We start from the raw sequence: 22085 nt of genomic DNA on the forward strand, positions 1-22085 counted from the left end.
CTAGTCCTCCTCTTCCCAGGTGGGTGTCATGTTGCGGGCAATCTGGATCAGGTCATTGGAGACGCCGGTGGGAACCATCGGCCAGACCATGGAGTCGCGGCTGACCACAAAGTCGATCACCACGGGCCGGTCATTGATGGCCAGCGCCTGGCGGATGGTGTCATCAATGTCCTCTTCCCGTTCGCAGCGCAGCCCAACGCAGCCGTAGGCATCGGCGAGCTTCACGAAGTCCGGGATATGGACGGTGTCATGACCGGTATTCAGGTCGGTATTGGAGTAGCGGGACTCGTAGAACAGGGTCTGCCACTGCCGCACCATGCCCAGGGAGGAGTTGTTGATGATCGCCACTTTGATCGGGATCTTGTTGATCACACAGGTGGCCAGTTCCTGGTTGGTCATCTGGAAGCAGCCGTCGCCGTCGATCGACCAGACCACGCGGTCCGGGTTGCCGACCTTGGCGCCCATGGCTGCCGGCACCGAATAGCCCATGGTGCCGAGTCCGCCGGAATTCAGCCAGGCCCGGGGCCGCTCGTATTTGATGAACTGCGCGGCCCACATCTGGTGCTGGCCCACGCCCGCCACGTAGACACCCTCGGGTCCGGTGAGCGCACCGATGCGCTCAATGACCTTCTGCGGAGCAATGTGGCCGTCGTCGGGTTCGCTGTAGCCCATGGGGTAGGTCTCGCGCAGCCGGTCGATAATTTCCCACCACGGGGAAATATCGGGGCGTTCGACGGCGAATGAGGCACGGACGGCGTCGGAGAGTTCGGGCATGATCTCCTTGACCGAACCGACAATCGGGACGTCAGCCGGGCGGTTCTTGGAGATCTCGGCGGGGTCGATGTCCGCGTGGATCACCTTGGCGCCGGGAGCGAAGGACGAGAGGACACCGGTGACGCGGTCATCAAAGCGCGCACCAAGGGTGATGAGCAGGTCCGACTGCTGCAGGGCGGTGACCGCCGAGACCGAGCCGTGCATACCGGGCATACCGGCGTGCTGGCGGTGCGAATCGGGGAAGACGCCGCGGGCCTGCAGGGTGGTGACCACGGGCGCACCCACCAGTTCGGCCAGCTCCAGGAGTTCCGCCGAGGCATCGGCCTTCAACACGCCGCCGCCCACGTAGAACACCGGGCGGTGCGAGGCCGCGATCAGGCGGGCGGCTTCGCGCACCTGCTTGGAATGCCCGCGGACCACTGTCCGGTAACCGGGCAGGTCAATCTTGGGCGGCCAGGAGAACAGCGTCTTGGCCTGCTGGGCGTCCTTGGAGATGTCCACCAGCACCGGTCCGGGACGTCCCGTGGTGGCGATGTGGAAGGCTTCGGCCAGGACCCGGGGAATGTCATCAGCGTTGGTGACCAGGTAGGAGTGCTTGGTGATGGGCATGGTGATGCCCACGATGTCCGCTTCCTGAAACGCGTCAGTGCCGATGAAGGCGCTGGAGACCTGGCCGGTGATGGCCACCATGGGAACCGAGTCCATGTGGGCGTCGGCGATCGCGGTGACCAGGTTGGTGGCTCCGGGACCGGAGGTGGCGATGCAGACCCCGGCGCGGCCGGTGACCATGGCGTAGCCTTCTGCGGCATGTCCGGCACCCTGTTCGTGGCGGACCAGGATGTGCCGGAGTTTGGTGGAGTCCATGAGCGGGTCATACGTCGGAAGGATCGCGCCGCCCGGGAGGCCGAAGATGTCTTCAACGCCCAGCTCTTCCAGCGCCCGGACGATGGCCTTGGAACCGGTCATCTCGGTGGGAGGAACAATGTGGTTGGGGCCCTGAACGCGATTGTCTGCGGCTTCGGACGGCACTGAAACGGAGGACGCAACATCACGTGTCTTTGCCATGGCTGCCTTGGAAGCCGCGGCGGCTTTGTTGGCCATCAGCGACGGGCTGATTGGCGATCCCTTACTCATAAAGACTTCCTTACGGATACTGATTCATGTGATCTGTGCGGCGGCCGTCCGGACGGTTAGCCCGGGGCGGCTTTTGTGCTTTGTCTGAAGCCAATAAAAAAACCCCTCGTGCCGGGTGGCTCCGTAGGGGTTCGCGCGTGACGTTCTTGCAAGCTCGGCGGTTAGGCCACGCGCTTGATAAGGACGACGGGTACGATCTGCATACCGTTCAGTCTTCCCGCACCCTGTGACACTGTCAACTGCAACGTTCCCTGTCTCACTATATGGACACTCCGTCCAGCCAGTGGACGCGAGGTCTCCTTTGTCTCTGATCGAGTGCCGTGATGATGCCGGAATCCCCCGTCGAGTGACGCAGAGATGCCGCACAGACCGCCGGAAAACCGCATCGTTCCTACACTCGACCGGTGGAACGCAGCGCGGGGCGCTCAGGCGCCCCGCGCTTCATACGGGGTTTTCAGCCGCAGTAGGCACCGGTGGAGGCCGAGTTCACCAGCTTGGCGTACTTGCCCAGCACGCCGGTGCTGAACTTGGCCGGCAGCGGCTTCCAGCCGACCTTCCGTGCTTCGAGTTCCGCCGGGTCCACCAGCAGGTCAAAGCTGCGGGCCGCAATATCCACGCGGATCCGGTCGCCGTCCTTCACGAAGGCGATGGGACCGCCGTCGACCGCTTCCGGAGCCACGTGGCCGATGCACAGGCCGGTGGTGCCGCCGGAGAACCGGCCGTCGGTGAGCAGCAGCACGTCCTTGCCCAGACCGGCGCCCTTAATGGCGCCGGTGATGGCGAGCATCTCGCGCATGCCCGGGCCGCCCTTGGGGCCTTCATAGCGGATGACGACGACGTCGCCGGCGTGGATCGCTCCGGCGTCGAGCGCGTCCAGGGCGCCCTGCTCACGCTCGAAGACGCGGGCGGTGCCCTCGAAGACGTCGGCGTCGAAGCCGGCGCTCTTCACCACGGCACCCTCGGGAGCCATGGAACCGTGCAGGATGGTGATGCCGCCGGTCTTATGGATGGGGTTGTCCATGGCGCGCAACACCTTGCCGTCCGGATCCGGCGGGTTGATGGCGGCGAGGTTCTCGGCCACGGTCTTGCCGGTGACGGTGAGGCAGTCGCCGTGGATCAGGCCGGCGTCGAGCAGTGCCTTCATGATGACCGGCACGCCGCCGATCTTGTCCACGTCGAACATCACGTAGCGGCCGAAGGGCTTCAGATCACCCAGATGCGGGATCTTGTCGCCGATGCGGTTGAAGTCTTCCAGTGTGAGGTCCACTTCGGCCTCGCGGGCAATGGCCAGCAGGTGCAGGACGGCGTTGGTGGAGCCGCCGAAGGCCATGGTGACGGCGATGGCGTTTTCGAAGGCCTTCTTGGTCATGATGTCGCGGGCGGTGATGCCCTTGCACAGCAGGTTGACTACGGCTTCGCCGGACTTGCGGGCAAAGTCGTCGCGGCGGCGGTCTGCCGAAGGCGGCGCGGCCGAGCCGGGCAGGGACATGCCCAGGGCCTCGCCGATGCAGGCCATGGTGTTGGCGGTGTACATGCCGCCGCAGGCACCTTCACCCGGGCAGATGGCCCGTTCGATGGTGTCCAGGTCCTTGAGGCTCATCTTGCCGGCGGCGCACGCACCCACGGCTTCGAAGGCGTCAATGAGGGTGACTTCGCGCTCGGTGCCGTCCTCCATCTTGGCAAAACCGGGCATGATCGACCCGGCGTAGAGGAACACGCTGGACAGGTCCAGGCGTGCGGCAGCCATCAGCATGCCGGGAAGGGACTTGTCGCAGCCTGCCAGGAGGATCGACCCGTCCAGGCGCTCGGCCATCATCACGGTTTCCACCGAGTCGGCTATGACTTCGCGCGAAACGAGGGAGAAATGCATGCCCTCATGGCCCATGGAAATGCCGTCGGAGACGGAGATGGTGCCGAACTGCATGGGGAAGCCGCCGCCGGCGTGGACGCCTTCCTTGGCGCCCTGGGCCAGACGGTTCAGCGACAGGTTGCAGGGGGTGATTTCGTTCCAGGAACTGGCGACGCCAATCTGCGGCTTGGCGAAATCGTCGTCGCCCATGCCCACGGCGCGGAACATGCCCCGGGCCGGGGCCGCATGGATCCCGTCGGTGACTACTCGGCTTCGGGGTTTGATGTCAGGGGTATTCTCCACACTCATGTTCCGATCTTAGGACCTTCCCTCCCCTCCCCCGGGGCATGTGACGGCCGCGCGCCCCTGTTGTTACGGCGAGTGAAGGGCATGTGACAAGTACATGTCCAAACAGGTGTTGCCGCGCGGGCTTCCACCGATCGGGGCCGGTGTTCATAGACTGGGAAGATGACTTCGGCACCAGAATTCCGCAAACAGCCCTCCAGCGATGACATCAAGGCTGTGCTCCGGCATGTGTTCGAATCGCAGATTCCCAACTACGGCGACTACAACCTGGTCTGCGCCGGACCCGGCGGGGACGGGGCCGATACCTACTACGTGGTGGGTTACCGGTGGCGCCCGGCTGAGCTGGTGTTCGCCCCCTTCCACCCCGGGACGCTGGCCGGCCTGGAGGCGCCCACAGCCGTGAATTCAACCAATCTTTCACACACTGAGGAAGTGCAGCCCGGCGACTTCGAGGTGGGCACAAACACCGGCCGCATCTTCCGTTTCCAGGTGCTGGGAACTGCTCCGCTACCGGAAACCGGCGAGGGCAGCCGGATCATCGACCAGGCCGCCGACCTGGAGGACTTCAGCTCGTTCGCTGATCACTTCCTGACGCTGGCTTAACGCGCGCTACGACGGCGGGACCCCGTCGTCGTCGTTCCCTTAGGCCCAGGGGCCGCGGCGCACCAGGTTCTCGGGTTCCTCGCCGCGGGCCAGCCTGCCCACCTGCTCCTTCAGCAGCTTCCTGATCCGCGGCACGAAGGCCTCGGTGTTTCCCCCGACGTGCGGGGTGATGATCGCATGGGGCGCCCGCCACAGCGGATGGTCCGCCGGGAGGGGCTCGGGGTCAACGACGTCAAGCGCCGCGTACAACCGGCCGGAGAGCACTTCCGCGGTGAGCGCTTCGGTGTCCACGACCGGGCCGCGGGCCACGTTCACCACCAGGGCGCCGTCCGGCAGTGCAGCCAGGACCTCCCTGCCGATGAGGTGCCGCGTCTGCTTATTCAGCGGGGTGATGACCACCAGCACCTCAGCAGTGCCTGCGAGCTCCGCCAGCTCGTCGGTTCCGTGGACCGCACCGTATTCATCGGTGCGAGCCCTGCTGCCGACCCGGGTCAGCTCGACCTCAAACGGCTCAAGCCGCCGCGCGATCGCCGCACCGATTCCGCCCACCCCCACCATCAGCACCTTCCGGTCGGCCAGCCCGGGGTAACGCCGGCTGCGCCACGATCCGCTCTGCGCGTTGCGCACGGCGTCGTCCACTCCGCGCAGGCTGGCCAGCATCAGCGTCAGTGCCAGCTCGGCAGTTCCGGCGGCATGGACGCCCGCTGCGCTGACGACGGCGACGTCCGGACCGGCCAGCTCCAGCAGGCCGTCGTACCCAGTGGTTTGCGACTGGATCATCTTCAGCGCGGGCACCCGCTCCAGAGCCTGCCGCCAGTTCCCGCTGGAGGCATACGGCAGGACGACGGCGTCTATCTCACCGTATTCCAGCCCCTTGGGTTCGCCGGCCAAATCCCAAACACCGGCGCGGATCCCCTCCGGCAGCGGACTAAGCGCGGCCAGGAGATCGTCGGTGGGTACGGTAACGGTCCGGACGGGACGAAAAAGCTCAGTCATGACGGACAGCCTAGCCCGGAGCCGCTGCGCGTCGGCGCCTCTGGACACCGGCTGGGCACCGGCCGTAACGTCGAAGACCGGTCCAGTGTTGTCCCCGCCTGCCGGTTGCGGGCCCATCGGAAGGGCAGTTGTGAAACGTTCGTCCCTACTTGTTTGTGCGGCAGTCGCCTCCGTAGCCGCCCTCGGCGCCGCGGCAGAACTGCTGCGCAGGCTCGGGCGGAACGGAGTTGTGGAACAAGCCGCCAAGGGCCCCGCGGCAAGAGTCAGCTCCACGTACGGCGATACCGGCGAACTTCCGCTGGTTTCCGCAGTGCCCTCGGCTTCGGCAACATCGGCCAGCGCGCTTCCGGGATGGCGTCAGAGCCTGCCGGTCACGCCTGTCCCCCAGGATGCCGTTACGGCCACCTCAGCGGAGGCTGTCCCTGATGAGGTTGAGCCGACTCCAGGGTCCACTGAAACCACAAGCGATACGGGGTTGCCGTCGCGGACCTGGATGGTGGATAACAGTGCAGATTGGGATGGAAGCCCGCTCGAGCTTGTGGTTCCGCCGGGTACCGGCTCGCACCGGAAGCCAGGTCCCGGCGCCCCGGACCCGTGATGTAGGCACCGATTTTTCTTTTTCGGAGAAGTACTGGTAATGTTTCATGTCGTTGCGAAGGGCAAATCACGCGGAAAGCGCGGCTTGTTCGACAAAACAAAACTGCACCTCTAGCTCAATTGGCAGAGCATCTGACTCTTAATCAGAGGGTTCCGGGTTCAAGTCCCGGGGGGTGCACAAATAAAAACCCCGATTCATCGGCATCACGCGGATGAATCGGGGTTTTTTTGTTTTTTAGTTCTCCGCCCGCCCCAAGGATGCCGCCGGCTTGCAGATGACGCCGGCCCGATTCAGGCAGAAAGTAGGCGCCGGAGGGCTGTCAGCGGAACACCGGCACCCTCTATGACCTGCATCTCACCTCCGCATTTTAGGTCCACTTCGTTCGCGGTAGAGACAAAAGGCTGGTAGTGTTGCTTGTCGTTGCGGATGACAAATCGCCGGTTTAGCCGGCGCTGAGACAACGCAGCAGATGCACCTCTAGCTCAATTGGCAGAGCATCTGACTCTTAATCAGAGGGTTCCGGGTTCAAGTCCCGGGGGGTGCACAAATCAAGGAAAGCGGCTCAGCCCGGTGAAGACCGGCAGGGCCGCTCTTTCGCTGTCCCGGAGCTTTCTGTTGTTCCGAAGATTTGTTTTGCCGGATCCGGTGCCGGAGCTTGCCGGCGGCAACGGCCCCGTCGCTACAGGAAGCGGTGGAACACAGAAGGCACGCCCTCCTATGGGACGCGCCTTCCGGGTGCTTCTTGAAGGACCCTCAGGCCCGGTCTGCGGACAAAGCCTCAGGCGGTTTTCGAAGCTTTCGCCCGTTCCCCGTCTGCGGTTTCCTGGCCATCGGCGGCTTCGGCCGACGTGTCCGGCTGCGCCGCAGCGACGGCTGCGATTTCCTCCGGAGCGACAACCGGAATCGGCAGCCCCGGAACGTCCACCGCAAGCTGCCAGCGCGGGTTTCCGAGCTCCCTAATGACATTGCGCAGCTGGGCGCGCAATTCTTCGGACATCAGCTCGCCGCCGTCGACAAGCGTGCGCTCAATATCCTGCGCCTCACGCAGAGCTTCAACACCCTGCGGCGTGATGGACACCATGTGGCTGCGGCGGTCTAAGTCATTGCGAACACGGACAACGTGCCCGTGCGCTTCGAGCCGAGAGAGGGTCTTCCCCATCGTTTGCGCCTGGACGCGGACAATCTGCGCCAGATGCGCCTGTGTCATGGGCCCTTGGGAATCCAGGACTCCCAATGCGATCACTCCTGCGTGGGTCACACCAATCCGGACAAGCCTCTCATTCCAGGCGTGTTCGACCAGGCGTGCCGCTGTTGACAATAGGCGACCGGTGGGCCAGTGCTCCATATCGGGCATAAAACGGAACTCTTCCTTTCGGGGTGAGGATTCGATGGCCGATCGGATAACCTACAAATCCACCACGTACTAGGATAGCCAACAAGGCCGTGCGCTGTCGCGCTGTAACGCTGCCGGAGCCGCCATTGATACCAAGGAGAGACCTATGCCCCGCCTGTCCCCCGGAGAAACAGCCCCGGACTTCACCCTCCCGGCAACAGACTCAGCATCAGTCTCGCTTTCGGACTTCCGCGGCCGCAGCACCATCGTGTACTTCTACCCTGCAGCTGCAACTCCCGGGTGCACCAAGGAAGCCTGCGACTTCCGTGACAACCTCAACAGCCTCCAGGACGCCGGGTACGCCGTCGTCGGTGTCTCCCCCGATCCGGTAACCAAACTGGAGAAATTCGCCGAAGCGGAACATCTCAACTTTCCGCTTCTCTCCGACCCTGACCATGCCGTGGCCGGGGCTTACGGGGCCTGGGGCGAGAAGAAAAACTACGGCAAGACCTATGAAGGCCTGATCCGTTCCACCGTAGTAGTGGATCCCGAAGGTAAAGTGTCCCTGGCGCAGTACAACGTCAAGGCAACCGGCCACGTAGCCAAATTGTCCCGCGATCTCGGACTCGCCTAAACCTCGGGTACACTGGAGGCTGGTTTTACGGCTTTCCGCAATAATTGGGTCAGCAGCGTAAATCCCGGGCGCGAGTGGCGGAATTGGTAGACGCGCTGGATTTAGGTTCCAGTGTCTTCGGACGTGTGGGTTCAAGTCCCTCCTCGCGCACCCTTGTGATGAGTCGAGACATCGTTCACGGATGAGTCGCGACATAGGTAACACCCCGGTCTTCGGACCGGGGTGTTTTCTTTTGCCCTTTATGCATGCGTCCTGCCCGGGATATGCCCTGCGCGGCCCGCGGCCCTGTGACCTGGCTCAAAACTTTTTCAGCCTTGCACCCATCCGGTTCCGGAGCCGGGCCGAAGACCTTCTGAGACCTCGCACCAAGAGGTGTTCATACCAACCAGGAGGTCCCGCCGCGCGGGGCCCTCGCCAGAAGGAGAAAAACAATGGCTTTCAAGACCCGCCGGAACATGTCCATCCTCGGAATCGCCGCTGTTTCCATGCTGGGCATGGCCGCCTGCAGCACCGACTCCTCCGACACCTCCTCCGATAGCTCGTCCTCGGGAATGTCCTCAGAATCCAGCATGTCCCCCTCGGCCTCGGAGTCCATGAGCCCGGACGCCAGCGAATCCATGAGCGCTGACCCGGCTGCCAACCTGGTGGGCGGCAGCTGCGCCGACTATGCCGCTGCTGTTCCTGAAGGAGCGGGCTCCATCGAGGGAATGTCCCTTGATCCGGTAGCCACGGCTGCCTCGAACAATCCCATGCTGACCACGCTGACTGCTGCGGTTTCCGGCGAGTTGAACCCTGATGTGAACCTCGTTGACACGCTTAATGGCTCCGAGTTCACGGTTTTCGCTCCCACTGATGACGCGTTTGCCAAGCTGGATCCGGCCACCATCGAGACCCTGAAGACCGATCCGGACCTGCTCTCCAGCATCCTGACCTACCATGTGGTCCCCGGACAGGTGACTCCCGATGAGCTTCAGGGCATGTACACCACCGTCAACGGTGCCGATGTTGAGGTCACCGGTTCCGGCGACAGCCTCATGGTCAACGACTCAGCCGTAGTCTGCGGCGGCGTCCAGACCAAGAACGCCACCGTCTACCTGCTGGATACGGTGCTGATGCCCCCGATGTAATTCCATCCTCCGGTTCAGGCCGGCAGGCCGCGCCGACCTTCGCGGCCGACAATAAAAGGCGGGCGCCCCTCACGGGGCGCCCGTTTTTTTGCGTAACCAAATTGTGACCCCGCCGGGAGTCCAAATACCGCCGGATTCACAGTCACCCACTTAGGCTCTGATCCATACGTTTGTGTCACACGACACACTCCAGACATCACGCACCGCACACGGCACCCGCCACACGCACGGGTATCTCTCGCCCCAGAGGAGTAAGACCATGTCATATGCCGGCCGAACTACGAGCGGATCGCGCCCTAAACGGCGCGCCGCGGCCATCACCACAGGGATAGCCCTCAGTGCCCTGATTCTCTCGGGCTGCGCCCAGAGCGAGCGCGAAGAGGGAACGGGCGACGCCGGGGCGTCGTCGGACGTTGATGGAACCTTTGTCTTCGCAGCGTCGTCGGATCCCAAGTCGCTGGACCCCGCTTTCGCGTCCGACGGCGAATCCTTCCGTGTCAGCCGCCAGATTTTTGAGGGCCTGGTTGGCGTGGAACCCGGAACGGCTGACCCGGCTCCGCTGCTGGCCAAGTCATGGGAAACCTCCGAAGACGGCATGACCTACACCTTCGCCCTCGAAGAAGGCGTCAAGTTCCACGACGGAACCGATTTCAACGCCGAGGCCGTCTGCGCAAACTTTGACCGCTGGTACAACTTCTCCGGCATCCAGCAGGCGGAAAGCCAGGCCTACTATTACGGTTCGCTCTTCAAGGGCTTCTCCGATTCCCCGGAAACCGCCACCTACAAGTCCTGTGAGGCGCCTTCGGACGCCGAAGCAGTGATCACGCTGAACAAGCCGTTCGCCGGCTTTATCGCAGCCCTGTCGCTGCCCGCGTTCTCCATGCAGAGCCCGGACGCCATGGAGGAATTCGGTGCCAACAATTCCTCCGGCACGGAGGAAGCTCCTGAACTGACCGAGTATGCCAAGGCACATCCCACGGGCACCGGCCCGTACGCGTTCGACAAATGGGATGTGGGCAACCAGCTGACCCTCGGCCTGAACGATGACTACTGGGGCGACGACGAAGCCCAGGTCACGGACATCATTTTCCGCGTCATCGACGACCCCCAGGCCCGCCGCCAGGCACTGGAATCCGGTGACATCGACGGCTACGACCTCGTGGCTCCGGCCGATACCAAGTCGCTCGCCGACGCCGGTTTCAACGTGATTCCCCGCGACCCGTTCACCATCCTGTACCTGGGCATGAACCAGCAGGTACCGGAACTGGCTGATCTCAAGGTCCGTCAGGCCATCTCCTACGCCATTGACAAGGAGGCACTGGTGGCCCAGACCCTCCCCGATGGCACCAAGGTGGCCACCCAGTTCATCCCTGACGTGGTCAACGGGTACAACGAAGACGTCACCGCGTACGACTACGATCCGGAGAAGGCCAAGGCCCTGCTGGCCGAAGCCGGTTACCCGGACGGCTTCACGGTGGACTTCAACTACCCCACCGGCGTCTCCCGCCCGTACATGCCCACCCCGGAGCAGGTCTTCACCAACCTCACCGCACAGCTGGGCGAAGTAGGCATCAAGGTCAACCCGCAGCCGAACAAGTGGTCCCCGGACTACCTCGACCGGGTCCAGGCAAGTGACGACCACGGCCTGCACCTGCTGGGCTGGACCGGCGACTACAACGACACTGACAACTTTGTGGGCGTGTTCTTCGGCCAGGAAAAGCCGGAATTCGGCTTCAACAACCCGGAAATCTTCAAGTCTCTGGAAGATGCACGCCAGGTCTCCAAGCTCGAAGAGCAGACCCCGCTCTACGAGCAGATCAACGAAGACATCGCCGAGTTTGTGCCGGCGGTCCCGCTGGCCCACCCGGCGCCGTCGCTCGCGTTTGCGCAGCGGGTTCAGTCCTACCCGGCCAGCCCCGTGAATGACGAAGTGTTCAACCAGATCAAGCTCTCCAAGTAACGCAGCGAAGGCCGGGGACCCCAGTGGTCCCCGGCCTTCTGTGCCTCTTTCCACCCCCAGATCCAGATCCTCCAGCTCCCAGCAGCTGGGAAAGGACGCTCGTGTTACGAGTCATCGGCAAACGCCTTCTGATGCTGATCCCCACACTGATAGGGCTGTCAATCCTGCTCTTCCTGTGGGTCCGCAACCTGCCCGGCGGTCCCGCCACCGCCCTGCTTGGCGACAAGGCAACCCCCGAGGCCATAGCCAACATCAACCGGGCCTACGGTTTTGACCGTCCCCTTATTGAGCAGTACTTCACATATGTGGGCAAGCTCCTCCAGGGCGACTTCGGCACGTCCACCGTCACCGGACGCCCGGTACTTGAGGAATTCGGGACCCGCTTCCCGGCCACCCTGGAACTTGCCTTCGTGGCACTGGTTTTCGCCATCGGCATCGGCATCCCCCTCGGATATCTTGCGGCCCGGCATTACGGCCGATTCTGGGACCACTCCTCCGTGGTCCTCTCATTGGTTGGCATCACCGTTCCGGTCTTCTTCCTGGCTTTCATCCTCAAATGGATGTTTGCCATCCAGCTGAACTGGTTCCCCACCGACGGGCGTCAGGATCCGAGGATAGACGCCACCCACGTCACCGACTTTTATGTGCTGGACGGGCTGCTGACCCGGGAATGGGATGCGTCCTGGGATGCGATTATGCACCTGGTCCTGCCTGCCATTGCCCTGGGTACCATTCCGCTGGCGATCATTGTGCGCATTACCCGGGCTTCTGTCCTGGAGGTTCAGGGCGCCGACTATGTCCGGACTGCCCGGGCCAAGGGCCTGATGGAAAAGACGATCCGCAGCCGGTTTGTCCTGCGCAATGCCATGCTGCCGGTTGCCACCACCATTGGACTCCAGACCGGGCTGCTGATTTCCGGGGCGGTGCTCACCGAAACGGTGTTCGCCTTCAGCGGCATCGGCAGGTTCCTGCGGGACGCGATCTTCAGCCTCGATTATCCGGTCCTGCAAGGCTTCATCATCTTCATTGCCCTGGCATATTCACTGATCAACCTGCTGGTGGATGTGTCCTACGGCTTCATCGATCCAAGGGTGCGTGTCCAATGAGTACAACTCTGCCCCCCGCAGCGGGAGGATCCGTCCTTCCGGACGGTGCGCCCACCGCCAAGCCTGTCACCGGAAGCGGCATGTGGCAGGACGCCTTCCGCCGGCTGCGCCGCAACCCGGCGGCTGTCACCGGTGCCGTCATCGTTGGGTTGTTCATCCTAGTGGCCATTTTCGCCCCGCTGCTTGCTCCCTACGGCGGCGATGACCTGCCCGGCCGCACGGAAATCACCCCCACCAATATCCCGGGACCGGGCGAGATTGAGGGCTATCCCCTGGGCTTGGACCGCTTCGGCGGAGATGTGCTGTCCAAGCTCATCTGGGGTGCCCGCGCGTCACTGATCATCGGCATCGTTTCCACGGCCATGGGCCTGTTGGGCGGCATGCTGTTAGGCGTCATCGCCGGCGGACTCGGCGGCTGGGTGGACAGCGTCATCATGCGTTTTGTGGACATCCTGCTCTCGGTCCCCAACCTGCTGCTGGCCGTCAGCATTGCCGCCGTCCTGGGCCAGAGCTCCACCGCGATCATGATCGCCATCGGAGTTTCCCAGGTGCCGATCTTTGCCCGGCTGCTGCGCTCTTCCATGATTTCCCAGCGCAGCGCGGACTACATCCTTTCCGCGCAGTCCCTGGGACTAAGCAGGCGCACCATCACCATGAGCCATCTGCTGCCCAACAGCATGGGCCCGGTGATTGTGCAGGCAACCCTGACCCTGGCCACGGCGGTCATCGACGCCGCTGCGCTGTCCTTCCTCGGACTCGGCGGGGGGCTGCCACAGACCGCGGAGTGGGGCCGGATGCTCACCTACGCCCAGGCGGAGCTGGCGGTGGCACCGCAGCTGGCTTTCCTGCCCGGCATCTGCATCGCGGTCACCGCACTCGGGTTCACGCTCTTTGGCGAGTCCCTGCGCGAAGCCCTGGATCCCAAGTCACGGAAAAAGTAACCGGCTCCGCAACGTCAAAAGAGAAGTGCCGCCCGGTTCATCAACGGCGGGCGCCACTTCTCTTTACCTTGTTAACAGGCGAGCTCAGCTTCGTTAAGAGGCCAGCTCAGCCTCGTCGATATTCAGTTCGTTGCCCGGAATCGAGGCCAGCAGTTTCCGGGTGTACGGGTGGCGCGGGTTGGAGAAGACCTCCTCCGACGTGGCCGCCTCCACCAGCTCGCCGTCCTTCATCACGCACACGTAGTCCGAGATCAGCCGCACCACGGCAAGGTCATGCGAGATGAAGAGGTAGCTCAGTCCCAGTTCGGCCTGCAGATCCCCCAGGAGCTTCAGAATCTGGGCCTGAACTAGCACATCAAGGGCGGACACCGGCTCGTCGCAGACAATCAGTTCCGGCTTCAGTGCCAGCGCCCGTGCAATGGCGACGCGCTGGCGCTGCCCGCCGGAAAGCTCAGCGGGATACCGCCCCAGCATCGACTGCGGCAGCGCCACCTGGTCCATCAGCTCCCGCACCCGGGCCGAGCGCTCACTCTTTGAGCCGCGCTTGTAGGTTTTCAACGGTTCATCCAAGATCCGCTGGATGGTGAACATGGGGTCCAGGGATGAATACGGGTCCTGGAAGATCGGCTGCACGCGCTGCCGGAAGTCCCGAAGTTTGGCCTTCTCGAGGGAGCCGACGTCCACCCCGTCAAAGGTCATGGTTCCGCTGGTGGGCTCCACCAGTTTGAGCAGCATCCTTGCCGTGGTGGTCTTACCGGAGCCGGATTCGCCGACGATGGCCACGGTCCGGCCGCGGGGAATGTCCAGCGTGACGTTCCGGGCAGCATAGAAGTCCTCGGAACGGCCGCGGATCTTGTAGACCTTAGTCAGGTCCCGGATCTCCACAATGTTGTCCGGCGCTGCGGCATTTTCCGGCGCTGCGGCCCCCGACACGGCGGTATCGGCTGCCCCGGCATCCTGTACCGGTGACCCGGCTGCGTCAGTCGCGGAGCCGTCGTCGTGCACTGCAGTCGCGGCCGTGTGATCCGCATAATTCTCCTCCGCCAGCTTCAGACGCTGCGCCGCCGGCACGGTGAAGGCGCCCGGGCTCAGGCGAACCGCCGCAACGCTGGGAGCAGCGGCGATCAGCGACTGAGTGTAGGGGTGCTGGGGATCCTCCAGCAGCTGCCGGGCCGGCCCGGCTTCCACCACGATGCCCCGGTGCATCACTACCAGCTCGGAGGCGCGTTCGGCTGCCAGCCCAAGGTCGTGCGTAATGAGCAGCACCGAGGTTCCCAGTTCCTCGGTCATTGTCCCGATCTGGTCCAGGATGGTGCGCTGCACTGTCACATCCAGCGCCGATGTGGGTTCATCGGCGATCAGCAGCCGCGGCCGGCAGGCCAGACCAATGGCGATCAGCGCACGCTGGCGCATGCCGCCGGAAAACTCGTGTGGATACTGCTTGGCGCGCTCCGCTGCGTCCGGCAGGCCGGCGGCGGTGAGCACCTCGATGACTTTGCGGTCCACATCCTTGGACGTGGCCATGCCGTGGACCAGCAGCGTTTCCGCGACCTGGGTGCCGATCTTCGTGACCGGGTTCAGGTTGGACATGGGATCCTGCGGCACCAGGCCGATGGAACGTCCACGGATGGCACGCATCTTTGACTCGGGCAAACCCACGAGTTCGGTGCTGTCAAAGCGGATGCTGCCTGCGGCAACAGCTCCGTTGCCCGGCAGCAGACCGATCACGGCCATGGCAGTAGTGGACTTACCGGAACCCGACTCGCCCACAATGGCCAGCGTTCCCCCGCGCGGCAAAGTAAAGGACGCGTTTTTAACCGCCTGAACTTCTCCGTGGGTGGTGCGGAAATTAACCGCGAGATCGGTCACCTCAAGCAGCGGTGAATCAAGGTTGATTTCAGTCATTGCCCTATCCTGCCCTACTTGAACCGCCTCTGTGAGCCGTGTCTCACCGGCCTGTGCCACTTTTAAATCATTTAGACTGGCAATCCACGGAAATTATCAAGACAGAACCAGGCGTACCAGGAATGGAGCGTCCCCGGAGGAGAACAACAGCTGTGACAGATTCCGGCATGGGCCGCCGCTCCTTCCTTCGGGCCGGTGCCTTGCTTGGCGCTTTGACCCTCGTCGGGTGCACCGCCACGCCCCCCGACGGCAACGCCACTGCTTCGGCCTCGGTCAGCGCGTCCGCGTCATCCTCAGCTCCGAACGCCACCTTCACCTTCGCCACTGCCGCCCGCCCGTCGGGTTTGGACCCGGCGCTGGCCACTGACACCGAAAGCCACCGGGTCACCCGCCAGATCATGGAGGGGCTCATTGGCGTGGATCCCCTGACTTCTGCTCCCACTGCCCTGCTGGCCGAAAGCTGGACCGAGTCGGAGGACGGGCGCACCTACACGTTCTCGCTGCGCAAGAACATCACTTTCCATGACGGGGAACCGTTCAACGCCGACGCCGTCTGCGCCAATTTTGACCGCTGGTACAACCTTCCGGTTTCAGCCCGCGGGTCGGACAACCTTGCCTACAAGGCCGTCTTCAACGCGTACTCGGACAGCCCGGAGCTTGCCGTCTACAAATCCTGCACTGCGGTTGATGAGTACACTGTCCGGGTCGAATTGGCTACGCGCCTGACCGGATTCATTCCGGCGCTGGCTTCGCCGGAATTTGCCCTGTCCTCACCCAAGGCCATGAACCAGTTCCGAGCTGATGCCCTCAGCATGGAAAAGGACGGCCAAAAAATCTCCGACTATGCCCTGCATCCGGTGGGCACCGGCCCGTTCATGCTGGAGTCCTGGGTGGATGACGAAGTGCGGCTGACCGCGAATCCGGACTATTGGGGTGAGCGCGGACAGATTTCCACCGTGGTGTTCTCCACGATGACCAGCCCCGAAAGCCGTCTCCGTGCCCTCAAAAGCGGCCAGGTGGACGGCTATGACCTCGTAACCGTTGCGGATGTTGACGATCTGGCCCGCAACGGCCTGCAGATCCTGCAGAGGGACCCGTACTCTGTGCTGTACCTGGGCATCAACCAGGCCTTCCCCGGAATGGATGACCTCAAGATGCGCCAGGCTATTGCCCACGCCATCGACAAAGGGGCGCTTCTGGACGGGCTCTTCCTCAACGGCTCCAAACAGGCCAACCAGTTTGTGCCGGAGAAACTCGGCGTTACCTCCGGCTCCGTCACCGGTTACGGCTACGATCCGGAGCAGGCTGTCGAGCTGCTCAAGGAAGCAGGGTACAACGGCGCTGAGCTTCCCTTCTACTATCCGCGCCACGTCACCCGTGCCTACCTGCCCACGCCTGAACGGGTCTATGCCGAGCTCAGCCGCCAGCTAACCGCGGTGGGCCTGAACATCAAGCCGGTTCCGGTGGAGTGGTCCGATGATTACCTGCACAGCGTGCAGACCAGCGGCGACCGCGCATTGCATTTGCTGGGCATCAGCGGCACTTACAACGACCCGGACAACTTTGTCGGCACTCTCTTTGGCAGCTACACCGAAGAGCTCGCCTACGATGACACCCAGCTGCTCAGCAAGATCGACCGTGCCCGCACGCTGCAGTCCGGACCCGAACACACCGAGGCCTACACAGCGATCGCCGACCGCATTTCCACCCGCATACCGGCGGTTCCGCTGGCCTTCCCCATCTCCGCACTGGCACTTTCACCGCGGGTTGCCGCTTACCCCACCTCGCCGCTGCTCAACGAGGTCTTTAACCGAATTGAGCTCAGGGACGAGTAGCAAGTCCGCGCCAACGCCGCTTTACCGGTTCCAAGTGATTTTAGTAAGGGCGCTGGGAGCGATACGCTTCTAGGGCTAGCGCCCTCGCGACTGGAGATATGAAGTTGACTGCTAATAGCCCGGCGGATAAGTCCGCAACAAAGACCGATGTACTGCTGATCGGCGGCGGCATCATGAGCGCGACCCTCGGGGCGTTCCTGAAGCAGCTTCAGCCCGATTGGGATATTTCCCTGTTTGAGCGCCTCGACCGCGCCGGACTGGAAAGCTCAGACCCCTGGAATAACGCTGGAACCGGCCACGCCGCGCTGTGCGAACTGAACTACAGCCCTGCTGCAGCCGACGGTTCCGTTAACCCGGCCAAGGCCGTGGGCATCAACGAGCAGTTCCAGGTGTCGCGCCAGTTCTGGTCCCATATGGTCTCATCCGGCCACATCTCCAACAGCTTCATCAACCCGCTTCCGCACATGAGCTTTGTCTGGGGTGACGCTCACTCCGATTACCTGCGCCGCCGCTACGAGTCGCTGAGCGCGCAGCCGCTGTTCAAGTCGATGGAATTCTCCGAAGACCACTCCACGCTGGCCGAATGGACCCCTCTGATCATGGAGGGCCGCGATCCCGCGCAGCGCGTCGCCGGCTCCCGTGTGGTAGGCGGCACCGACGTCGACTTCGGCGCCCTGACCCGCGAGCTCACCGGCTACCTGGGCAGCAACGGCGTGGAAATGAACTTTGGCCACGAGGTCAGCAACGTTTCCCGCTCCTCCGGCGGCGGCTGGGATGTCAAGGTCAAGAACCGTGCCAGTGGAGCGACCCGCACCGTTTCCGCCCGCTTTGTCTTCATTGGCGGCGGCGGCGGAGCCCTGCACCTGCTGCAGGCTTCCGGCATCCCCGAGGGCAAGGGCTTCGGCGGGTTCCCCGTCTCAGGTCAGTTCCTGCGCTCCACGGATGAGTCGATCATCTCCCGCCACAATGCCAAGGTGTACGGTCAGGCCTCCGTGGGAGCGCCGCCCATGTCCGTTCCCCACCTGGACACCCGCTTTGTTGACGGCAAGCGTTCACTGCTGTTCGGCCCATATGGTGGTTTCTCACCCAAGTTCCTGAAGACCGGATCCTTCCTGGACCTGCCGGGTTCGGTGCGCCCGGGGAACCTGGTGCCGATGCTGGCCGTCGCCAAGGACAACATGTCTTTGGTGAAGTACCTGGTCACCGAGGTCATGAAGACCCGCGAGGGCAAGACCGAAGCGCTGAAGGAATTCATGCCCCAGGCGGTGACTGAAGGCTGGGAGCTCATTACCGCCGGCCAGCGCGTGCAGGTCATCAAGAAGGACCCGAAGAAGGGCGGCGTGCTGCAGTTCGGCACCGAACTGATCACCGCCGCGGACGGCTCCATCGGCGCCCTGCTGGGTGCTTCTCCGGGTGCTTCCACCGCCACCCCGATTATGATCAGCCTGCTCAAGCGTTCCTTCCCGCGCGAGTTCGGCGGCTGGGAGCCCAAGATCAAGGACATGATCCCGGGTTACGGCGTCAAGCTCAACGAAAACGAGTCCCTGCTGGAAGAACTCACCCGCGACACTGACCGTGTCCTGGGCCTGAACTAATCCCCAGGCGCACCTCACCGCGCAAAAGTTTTTACCCGTTGGACCGGGCTGACCCATCCGGTCGGCCCGGTCCAACGAACGTTAAGTGCCGGGACTGAGTTTTGCTCCGGAAATGTTTCGCCGATCTACGTCAGTTCAGCCCTTCCGAAGGCAGGCTCATGGACCGTTTGGCCAAGTTTTCCCTCTCCAACCGGGCGCTCATCGCCCTGATTACGGTGTTCATTGCCGTCTTCGGGGTGATCTCCATGGGATCGCTGAAGCAGGAGCTCATTCCGTCGCTGGAGTTTCCGCAGATCACCGTAATCACGGCCCTGCCCGGCGCCTCCCCGGAAGTGGTGGACAAACAGATCAGTGAGCCGCTCGAGGGCGCGCTGACAGCGGTTGAAGGACTGGAAGATTCCTCCGCCACCTCACGAGCCTCCATCTCCACCATCAGCCTGACCTTCGCCTACGGAACCGATCTGGACCGTGCCCGCGGCCAGGTGGACCGTGCCATTTCCAATGCCCGGCAGCTGCTGCCCGACGACGCGAATCCGCAGTCCCTGGCCGGCAGCATCAGCGACTTCCCGATTGTGTACCTGGCCGTGTCCTCGGATCAGCCGCTGGCCGAGCTGAACGCCGACCTGCAGCGGCTCACCGTTCCGCGGCTGCAAAAAATCGAAGGGGTCCGAACCGCTGAAGTCACCGGCGGATCCACCCGCAGCATTTCCATCCTGCCCGACGAGGCAGCCCTCGCCGCGCTGGGCGTCACGCCGTCGGCCATTTCCTCGGCACTGGAAAACAGCGGCGCCCTGGTACCGGCCGGCACCGTCACTGAAGACACCCGCACCCTGCCCATCCAGATCGGCAGCCCGCTGGACAGCGTGGAGAAGGTCTCCGCGCTGCCGGTTGAGTCCACCCGCAGCACCGGCACCAACGCCGCAGCGGATCCGGTGACCATTGGCGACGTCGCCTCGGTGGAGATCGTTGAAGACGAGAACACCTCGATTACCCGCACCAACGGAGAACCCACGCTGGCGGTGTCCATCACCAAGACTCCGGCCGGTGACACGGTGGGCATCTCGCATCAGGTCACGGACCTGCTGCCGGCGCTGGAAGCCGAACTGGGCGACGGCGCCACGTTCACCGTAGTCTTTGACCAGGCGCCGTTCATTGAGGAATCCATCTCCAACCTGACCACCGAGGGCATCCTCGGCCTGGGCTTTGCCGTCCTGGTGATCCTGGTGTTCCTGCTCTCGGTCCGCTCCACCCTGGTCACCGCGGTTTCCATTCCGCTGTCCCTGCTGGTGACCTTTATTGGGCTCCTGGCCTTTGGCTACTCGCTGAACATCCTGACCCTGGGCGCACTTACCATCGCCATTGGCCGGGTGGTGGATGACTCGATTGTGGTGATCGAGAACATCAAACGGCATCTGGGCTACGGCACGGACAAACGCACGGCCATCCTGACCGCCGTGCGCGAAGTGGCTGGTGCCATCACCGCCTCCACTCTGACCACCGTGGCCGTGTTTGCCCCGATCGCCTTTGTGGGAGGCCTGGCCGGCGAACTTTTCCGTCCGTTCGCCATCACCACTTCCCTGGCGCTGCTGGCTTCGCTGCTGGTCTCCCTGACGATTGTGCCGGTGCTGGCGTACTGGTTCCTGAAATCGGGCCGGCCGGTCGCAGATCCTGCAGCCTACCGCGCCGAAGCGGAAGCCAAAGAGTCCAGAACCTTCCTGCAGCGCGGGTATGTGCCGATCCTGCGCACCACCCAGCGGCATCCGGTGTTCACCGTGGTGGCCGGCCTCATTGTCCTGGCCGGAACAGCGGCGATGACCCCGTTGCTGCAGACCAACCTCCTGGGCGACACCGGGCAGAACACCTTCAGCGTGCGCCAGGAGATGCCTCCGGGCACCTCGCTGGAAACCACGTCTGCGGCGGCAGCGGACGTGGAGGAGGTGCTGCGCAACACCGACGGTGTCAAGGATGTCCAGGTCACCATGGGCACCTCCAGTTCCGGCTTTGCCGCCTTTGCCTCCGGCGGATCCGCTGTGGCCTCCTACACGGTGATCACCGAGCCGGGCGTTGACCAGGTGGCGCTGCGGGAGACCGTCAGCAGCGAGCTGGATTCATTGGACGACGACGCCGGGAACCTCACTCTGGGCAGCACCGGCGGCGGTTTCGGCACCTCCAACACGGTGGACATCAGCCTGTCCGCCGGGGATCCCAATGAACTCCAGCCGGCCTCCGAGCAGGTGTTGGAGGCGATGTCCTCGCTGCCAGCCGCCGGCGAAGTCACCAGCAACCTGTCCTCCTCCTCGCCCGTGGTCCAGGTCTCGATTGACCGTGCCAAGGCGGTGGCGGCCGGGCTGAACGAACAGCAGATTGCCGGCCTGGTGGCCTCCACGCTCAGCCCGCTGCCCGCCGGAACAATCCGCATCGGCACCGATGACTTCCCCGTGCTTATTGGTGAAGGAACCCAGATCAGCAGCGTCGAGCAGCTCAGCCAGGTTCCCGTCCCGGCCGGCTCCGGCACCGTACCGCTAAGCTCGCTGGCCACGGTTGAGGAAGTGGATGTGCCGACGTCGATCTCCTCCTCCGGAGGTGAACGCACCGCCGTCGTCTCCGTATCCCCGGCCGGAGAGAACCTGGGCGCGGCCATTACTGAGGTCCAGAACGAGCTGGCAACACTGGACCTGCCGGCCAGCGTGACCGCCACGCTCTCCGGCGCAGCCACCCAGCAGAACGAGTCCTTTACCCAGCTGGGGCTTGCCCTGCTGGCGGCGATCGCCATTGTCTACGTGATCATGGTGGCCACCTTCAAGTCCCTCATCCAGCCCCTGATCCTGCTGGTATCCGTACCCTTTGCGGCCACCGGCGCCATCCTGCTGCTGCTGATTACCGGGGTTCCGCTGGGGCTGCCGTCCCTTGTGGGCATGCTGATGCTGGTGGGCATTGTGGTCACCAACGCCATTGTGCTGGTGGACCTGATCAACCAGTACCGGCGGCCGCACAACGGGCAGCCAGGCATGAACGTTGCGGACGCCATCACCCGCGGTGCCCGGCAGCGACTGCGGCCCATCCTGATGACGGCGCTGGCTACTGTCTTTGCCCTCACCCCCATGGCGCTGGGAGTAACCGGCGAGGGCGGGTTCATTTCCCGGCCGCTGGCGATCGTCGTAATCGGCGGCCTGGTTTCCTCCACCGTGCTGACCCTGATCCTGGTGCCGGTCCTGTACCGGCTGGTGGAAGGCTCCCGGGAGAAGCGGGCAAACCGGCACCGCCACTCCGCGAATCACGCCGCCGAGGTCCGGGAGGCTCGGGCCTGAGCACCTGGGCAGTAGAACCATCCGGGCCAGAATCCCGGCATGTTCCGGCACCCAGGCGCCCGGGCCAGCCGCTAGGGTAGG

15 protein-coding genes and 3 tRNA genes are annotated in these 22085 nt (G+C 63.7%); 13 read left to right on the forward strand and 5 right to left on the reverse strand.

Going from position 1 to position 22085, the window contains the following annotated elements; translation table 11 throughout:
• Positions 1 to 1908 carry an acetolactate synthase large subunit gene (locus tag ABIB35_RS13750; RefSeq protein ID WP_354182285.1) on the reverse strand — a complete coding sequence of 636 codons (1908 nt, stop codon included), beginning with the start codon at positions 1906 to 1908 and terminating at the stop codon, positions 1 to 3.
• A gap of 454 nt (positions 1909 to 2362) precedes the next feature.
• Entirely contained in the window at positions 2363 to 4066 is a 1704-nt protein-coding gene (gene ilvD, locus ABIB35_RS13755; RefSeq protein ID WP_354182287.1) for a dihydroxy-acid dehydratase, read from the reverse strand.
• Positions 4067 to 4225: 159 nt separating this feature from the next.
• Between ilvD and ABIB35_RS13760 the strand changes: the two genes are divergently transcribed.
• Entirely contained in the window at positions 4226 to 4666 is a 441-nt protein-coding gene (locus ABIB35_RS13760; RefSeq protein ID WP_354182288.1) for a hypothetical protein, read from the forward strand.
• 39 nt (positions 4667 to 4705) lie between these two features.
• On the opposite strand, the gene ABIB35_RS13765 is transcribed toward ABIB35_RS13760, so the two are convergent.
• On the reverse strand, positions 4706 to 5662 hold the full coding sequence (locus ABIB35_RS13765) for a 2-hydroxyacid dehydrogenase (RefSeq protein ID WP_354182290.1): 957 nt from the start codon (positions 5660 to 5662) through the stop codon (positions 4706 to 4708).
• Positions 5663 to 5792: 130 nt separating this feature from the next.
• Between ABIB35_RS13765 and ABIB35_RS13770 the strand changes: the two genes are divergently transcribed.
• The 3 genes from ABIB35_RS13770 (at position 5793) to ABIB35_RS13780 (ending at position 6804) form a co-directional block, all read left to right on the forward strand.
• Positions 5793 to 6260: a hypothetical protein gene (locus ABIB35_RS13770; RefSeq protein ID WP_354182291.1), complete on the forward strand. Its 468-nt coding sequence runs from the start codon at positions 5793 to 5795 to the stop codon at positions 6258 to 6260.
• A gap of 104 nt (positions 6261 to 6364) precedes the next feature.
• Positions 6365 to 6437: transfer RNA gene (locus tag ABIB35_RS13775), tRNA-Lys, on the forward strand.
• A 294-nt stretch (positions 6438 to 6731) separates the two neighbouring features.
• Positions 6732 to 6804 (forward strand) — tRNA-Lys (locus ABIB35_RS13780).
• Between the two features lie 234 nt (positions 6805 to 7038).
• Here the strand turns inward: ABIB35_RS13780 and ABIB35_RS13785 are convergent.
• Complete coding sequence (locus ABIB35_RS13785; RefSeq protein WP_354182292.1) at positions 7039 to 7614, reverse strand: MarR family winged helix-turn-helix transcriptional regulator; 576 nt, start codon at positions 7612 to 7614, stop codon at positions 7039 to 7041.
• Between the two features lie 145 nt (positions 7615 to 7759).
• On the opposite strand from ABIB35_RS13785, the gene bcp reads away from it, so the two are divergent.
• The 6 genes from bcp (at position 7760) to ABIB35_RS13815 (ending at position 13361) form a co-directional block, all read left to right on the forward strand.
• Positions 7760 to 8227, forward strand: a complete 468-nt coding sequence (gene bcp, locus ABIB35_RS13790) for a thioredoxin-dependent thiol peroxidase (RefSeq protein ID WP_354182294.1) — start codon at positions 7760 to 7762, stop codon at positions 8225 to 8227.
• A gap of 68 nt (positions 8228 to 8295) precedes the next feature.
• Positions 8296 to 8377: transfer RNA gene (locus ABIB35_RS13795), tRNA-Leu, on the forward strand.
• A 281-nt stretch (positions 8378 to 8658) separates the two neighbouring features.
• Positions 8659 to 9354 carry a fasciclin domain-containing protein gene (locus ABIB35_RS13800; protein WP_354182296.1) on the forward strand — a complete coding sequence of 232 codons (696 nt, stop codon included), beginning with the start codon at positions 8659 to 8661 and terminating at the stop codon, positions 9352 to 9354.
• 259 nt (positions 9355 to 9613) lie between these two features.
• Positions 9614 to 11314 carry an ABC transporter substrate-binding protein gene (locus ABIB35_RS13805; RefSeq protein ID WP_354182298.1) on the forward strand — a complete coding sequence of 567 codons (1701 nt, stop codon included), beginning with the start codon at positions 9614 to 9616 and terminating at the stop codon, positions 11312 to 11314.
• Positions 11315 to 11415: 101 nt separating this feature from the next.
• Positions 11416 to 12420 carry an ABC transporter permease gene (locus tag ABIB35_RS13810; protein WP_354182299.1) on the forward strand — a complete coding sequence of 335 codons (1005 nt, stop codon included), beginning with the start codon at positions 11416 to 11418 and terminating at the stop codon, positions 12418 to 12420.
• The gene (locus ABIB35_RS13815) at positions 12417 to 13361 is read left to right on the forward strand and encodes an ABC transporter permease (protein WP_354182300.1); all 945 of its coding nucleotides are present in this window, start codon (positions 12417 to 12419) and stop codon (positions 13359 to 13361) included. Before ABIB35_RS13810 ends, ABIB35_RS13815 begins: the two co-directional genes overlap by 4 nt.
• Positions 13362 to 13454: 93 nt before the next feature.
• Here the strand turns inward: ABIB35_RS13815 and ABIB35_RS13820 are convergent, their stop codons facing one another.
• Positions 13455 to 15266: a dipeptide ABC transporter ATP-binding protein gene (locus ABIB35_RS13820; RefSeq protein WP_354182301.1), complete on the reverse strand. Its 1812-nt coding sequence runs from the start codon at positions 15264 to 15266 to the stop codon at positions 13455 to 13457.
• A 152-nt stretch (positions 15267 to 15418) separates the two neighbouring features.
• Here ABIB35_RS13820 and ABIB35_RS13825 point away from each other — a divergent pair, with 152 nt between their 5' ends.
• The 3 genes from ABIB35_RS13825 to ABIB35_RS13835 all read left to right on the forward strand — a co-directional run bounded on the left by ABIB35_RS13825 (position 15419) and on the right by ABIB35_RS13835 (position 22004).
• Positions 15419 to 17101 (forward strand): ABC transporter substrate-binding protein, encoded by a 1683-nt coding sequence (locus ABIB35_RS13825; RefSeq protein ID WP_354182303.1) that lies wholly within the window; start codon positions 15419 to 15421, stop codon positions 17099 to 17101.
• Between the two features lie 98 nt (positions 17102 to 17199).
• The gene (locus tag ABIB35_RS13830; RefSeq protein WP_354182304.1) at positions 17200 to 18696 is read left to right on the forward strand and encodes a malate:quinone oxidoreductase; all 1497 of its coding nucleotides are present in this window, start codon (positions 17200 to 17202) and stop codon (positions 18694 to 18696) included.
• Between the two features lie 158 nt (positions 18697 to 18854).
• A complete protein-coding gene (locus ABIB35_RS13835; protein WP_354182305.1) occupies positions 18855 to 22004 on the forward strand; it encodes an efflux RND transporter permease subunit in 3150 nt (1049 codons plus the stop codon).
• The last annotated feature ends 81 nt before the right edge of the window (positions 22005 to 22085 follow it).

The organism is Arthrobacter sp. UYP6 (genome assembly GCF_040547315.1).
GTDB lineage: Bacteria > Actinomycetota > Actinomycetes > Actinomycetales > Micrococcaceae > Arthrobacter_B.

Bases quoted from the DNA above. Each gene is read 5' to 3' on its own strand.
- ABIB35_RS13760 (WP_354182288.1), top strand. From the start codon at position 4,226: ATGACTTCGGCACCAGAATTCCGCAAACAGCCCTCCAGCGATGACATC.
- ABIB35_RS13785 (WP_354182292.1), bottom strand. From the start codon at position 7,614: ATGCCCGATATGGAGCACTGGCCCACCGGTCGCCTATTGTCAACAGCG.
- ABIB35_RS13830 (WP_354182304.1), top strand. From the start codon at position 17,200: ATGAAGTTGACTGCTAATAGCCCGGCGGATAAGTCCGCAACAAAGACC.
- bcp (WP_354182294.1), top strand. From the start codon at position 7,760: ATGCCCCGCCTGTCCCCCGGAGAAACAGCCCCGGACTTCACCCTCCCG.
- ABIB35_RS13815 (WP_354182300.1), top strand. From the start codon at position 12,417: ATGAGTACAACTCTGCCCCCCGCAGCGGGAGGATCCGTCCTTCCGGAC.
- ABIB35_RS13820 (WP_354182301.1), bottom strand. From the start codon at position 15,266: ATGACTGAAATCAACCTTGATTCACCGCTGCTTGAGGTGACCGATCTC.
- ABIB35_RS13805 (WP_354182298.1), top strand. From the start codon at position 9,614: ATGTCATATGCCGGCCGAACTACGAGCGGATCGCGCCCTAAACGGCGC.
- ABIB35_RS13750 (WP_354182285.1), bottom strand. From the start codon at position 1,908: ATGAGTAAGGGATCGCCAATCAGCCCGTCGCTGATGGCCAACAAAGCC.
- ABIB35_RS13765 (WP_354182290.1), bottom strand. From the start codon at position 5,662: ATGACTGAGCTTTTTCGTCCCGTCCGGACCGTTACCGTACCCACCGAC.
- ABIB35_RS13835 (WP_354182305.1), top strand. From the start codon at position 18,855: ATGGACCGTTTGGCCAAGTTTTCCCTCTCCAACCGGGCGCTCATCGCC.
- ilvD (WP_354182287.1), bottom strand. From the start codon at position 4,066: ATGAGTGTGGAGAATACCCCTGACATCAAACCCCGAAGCCGAGTAGTC.
- ABIB35_RS13800 (WP_354182296.1), top strand. From the start codon at position 8,659: ATGGCTTTCAAGACCCGCCGGAACATGTCCATCCTCGGAATCGCCGCT.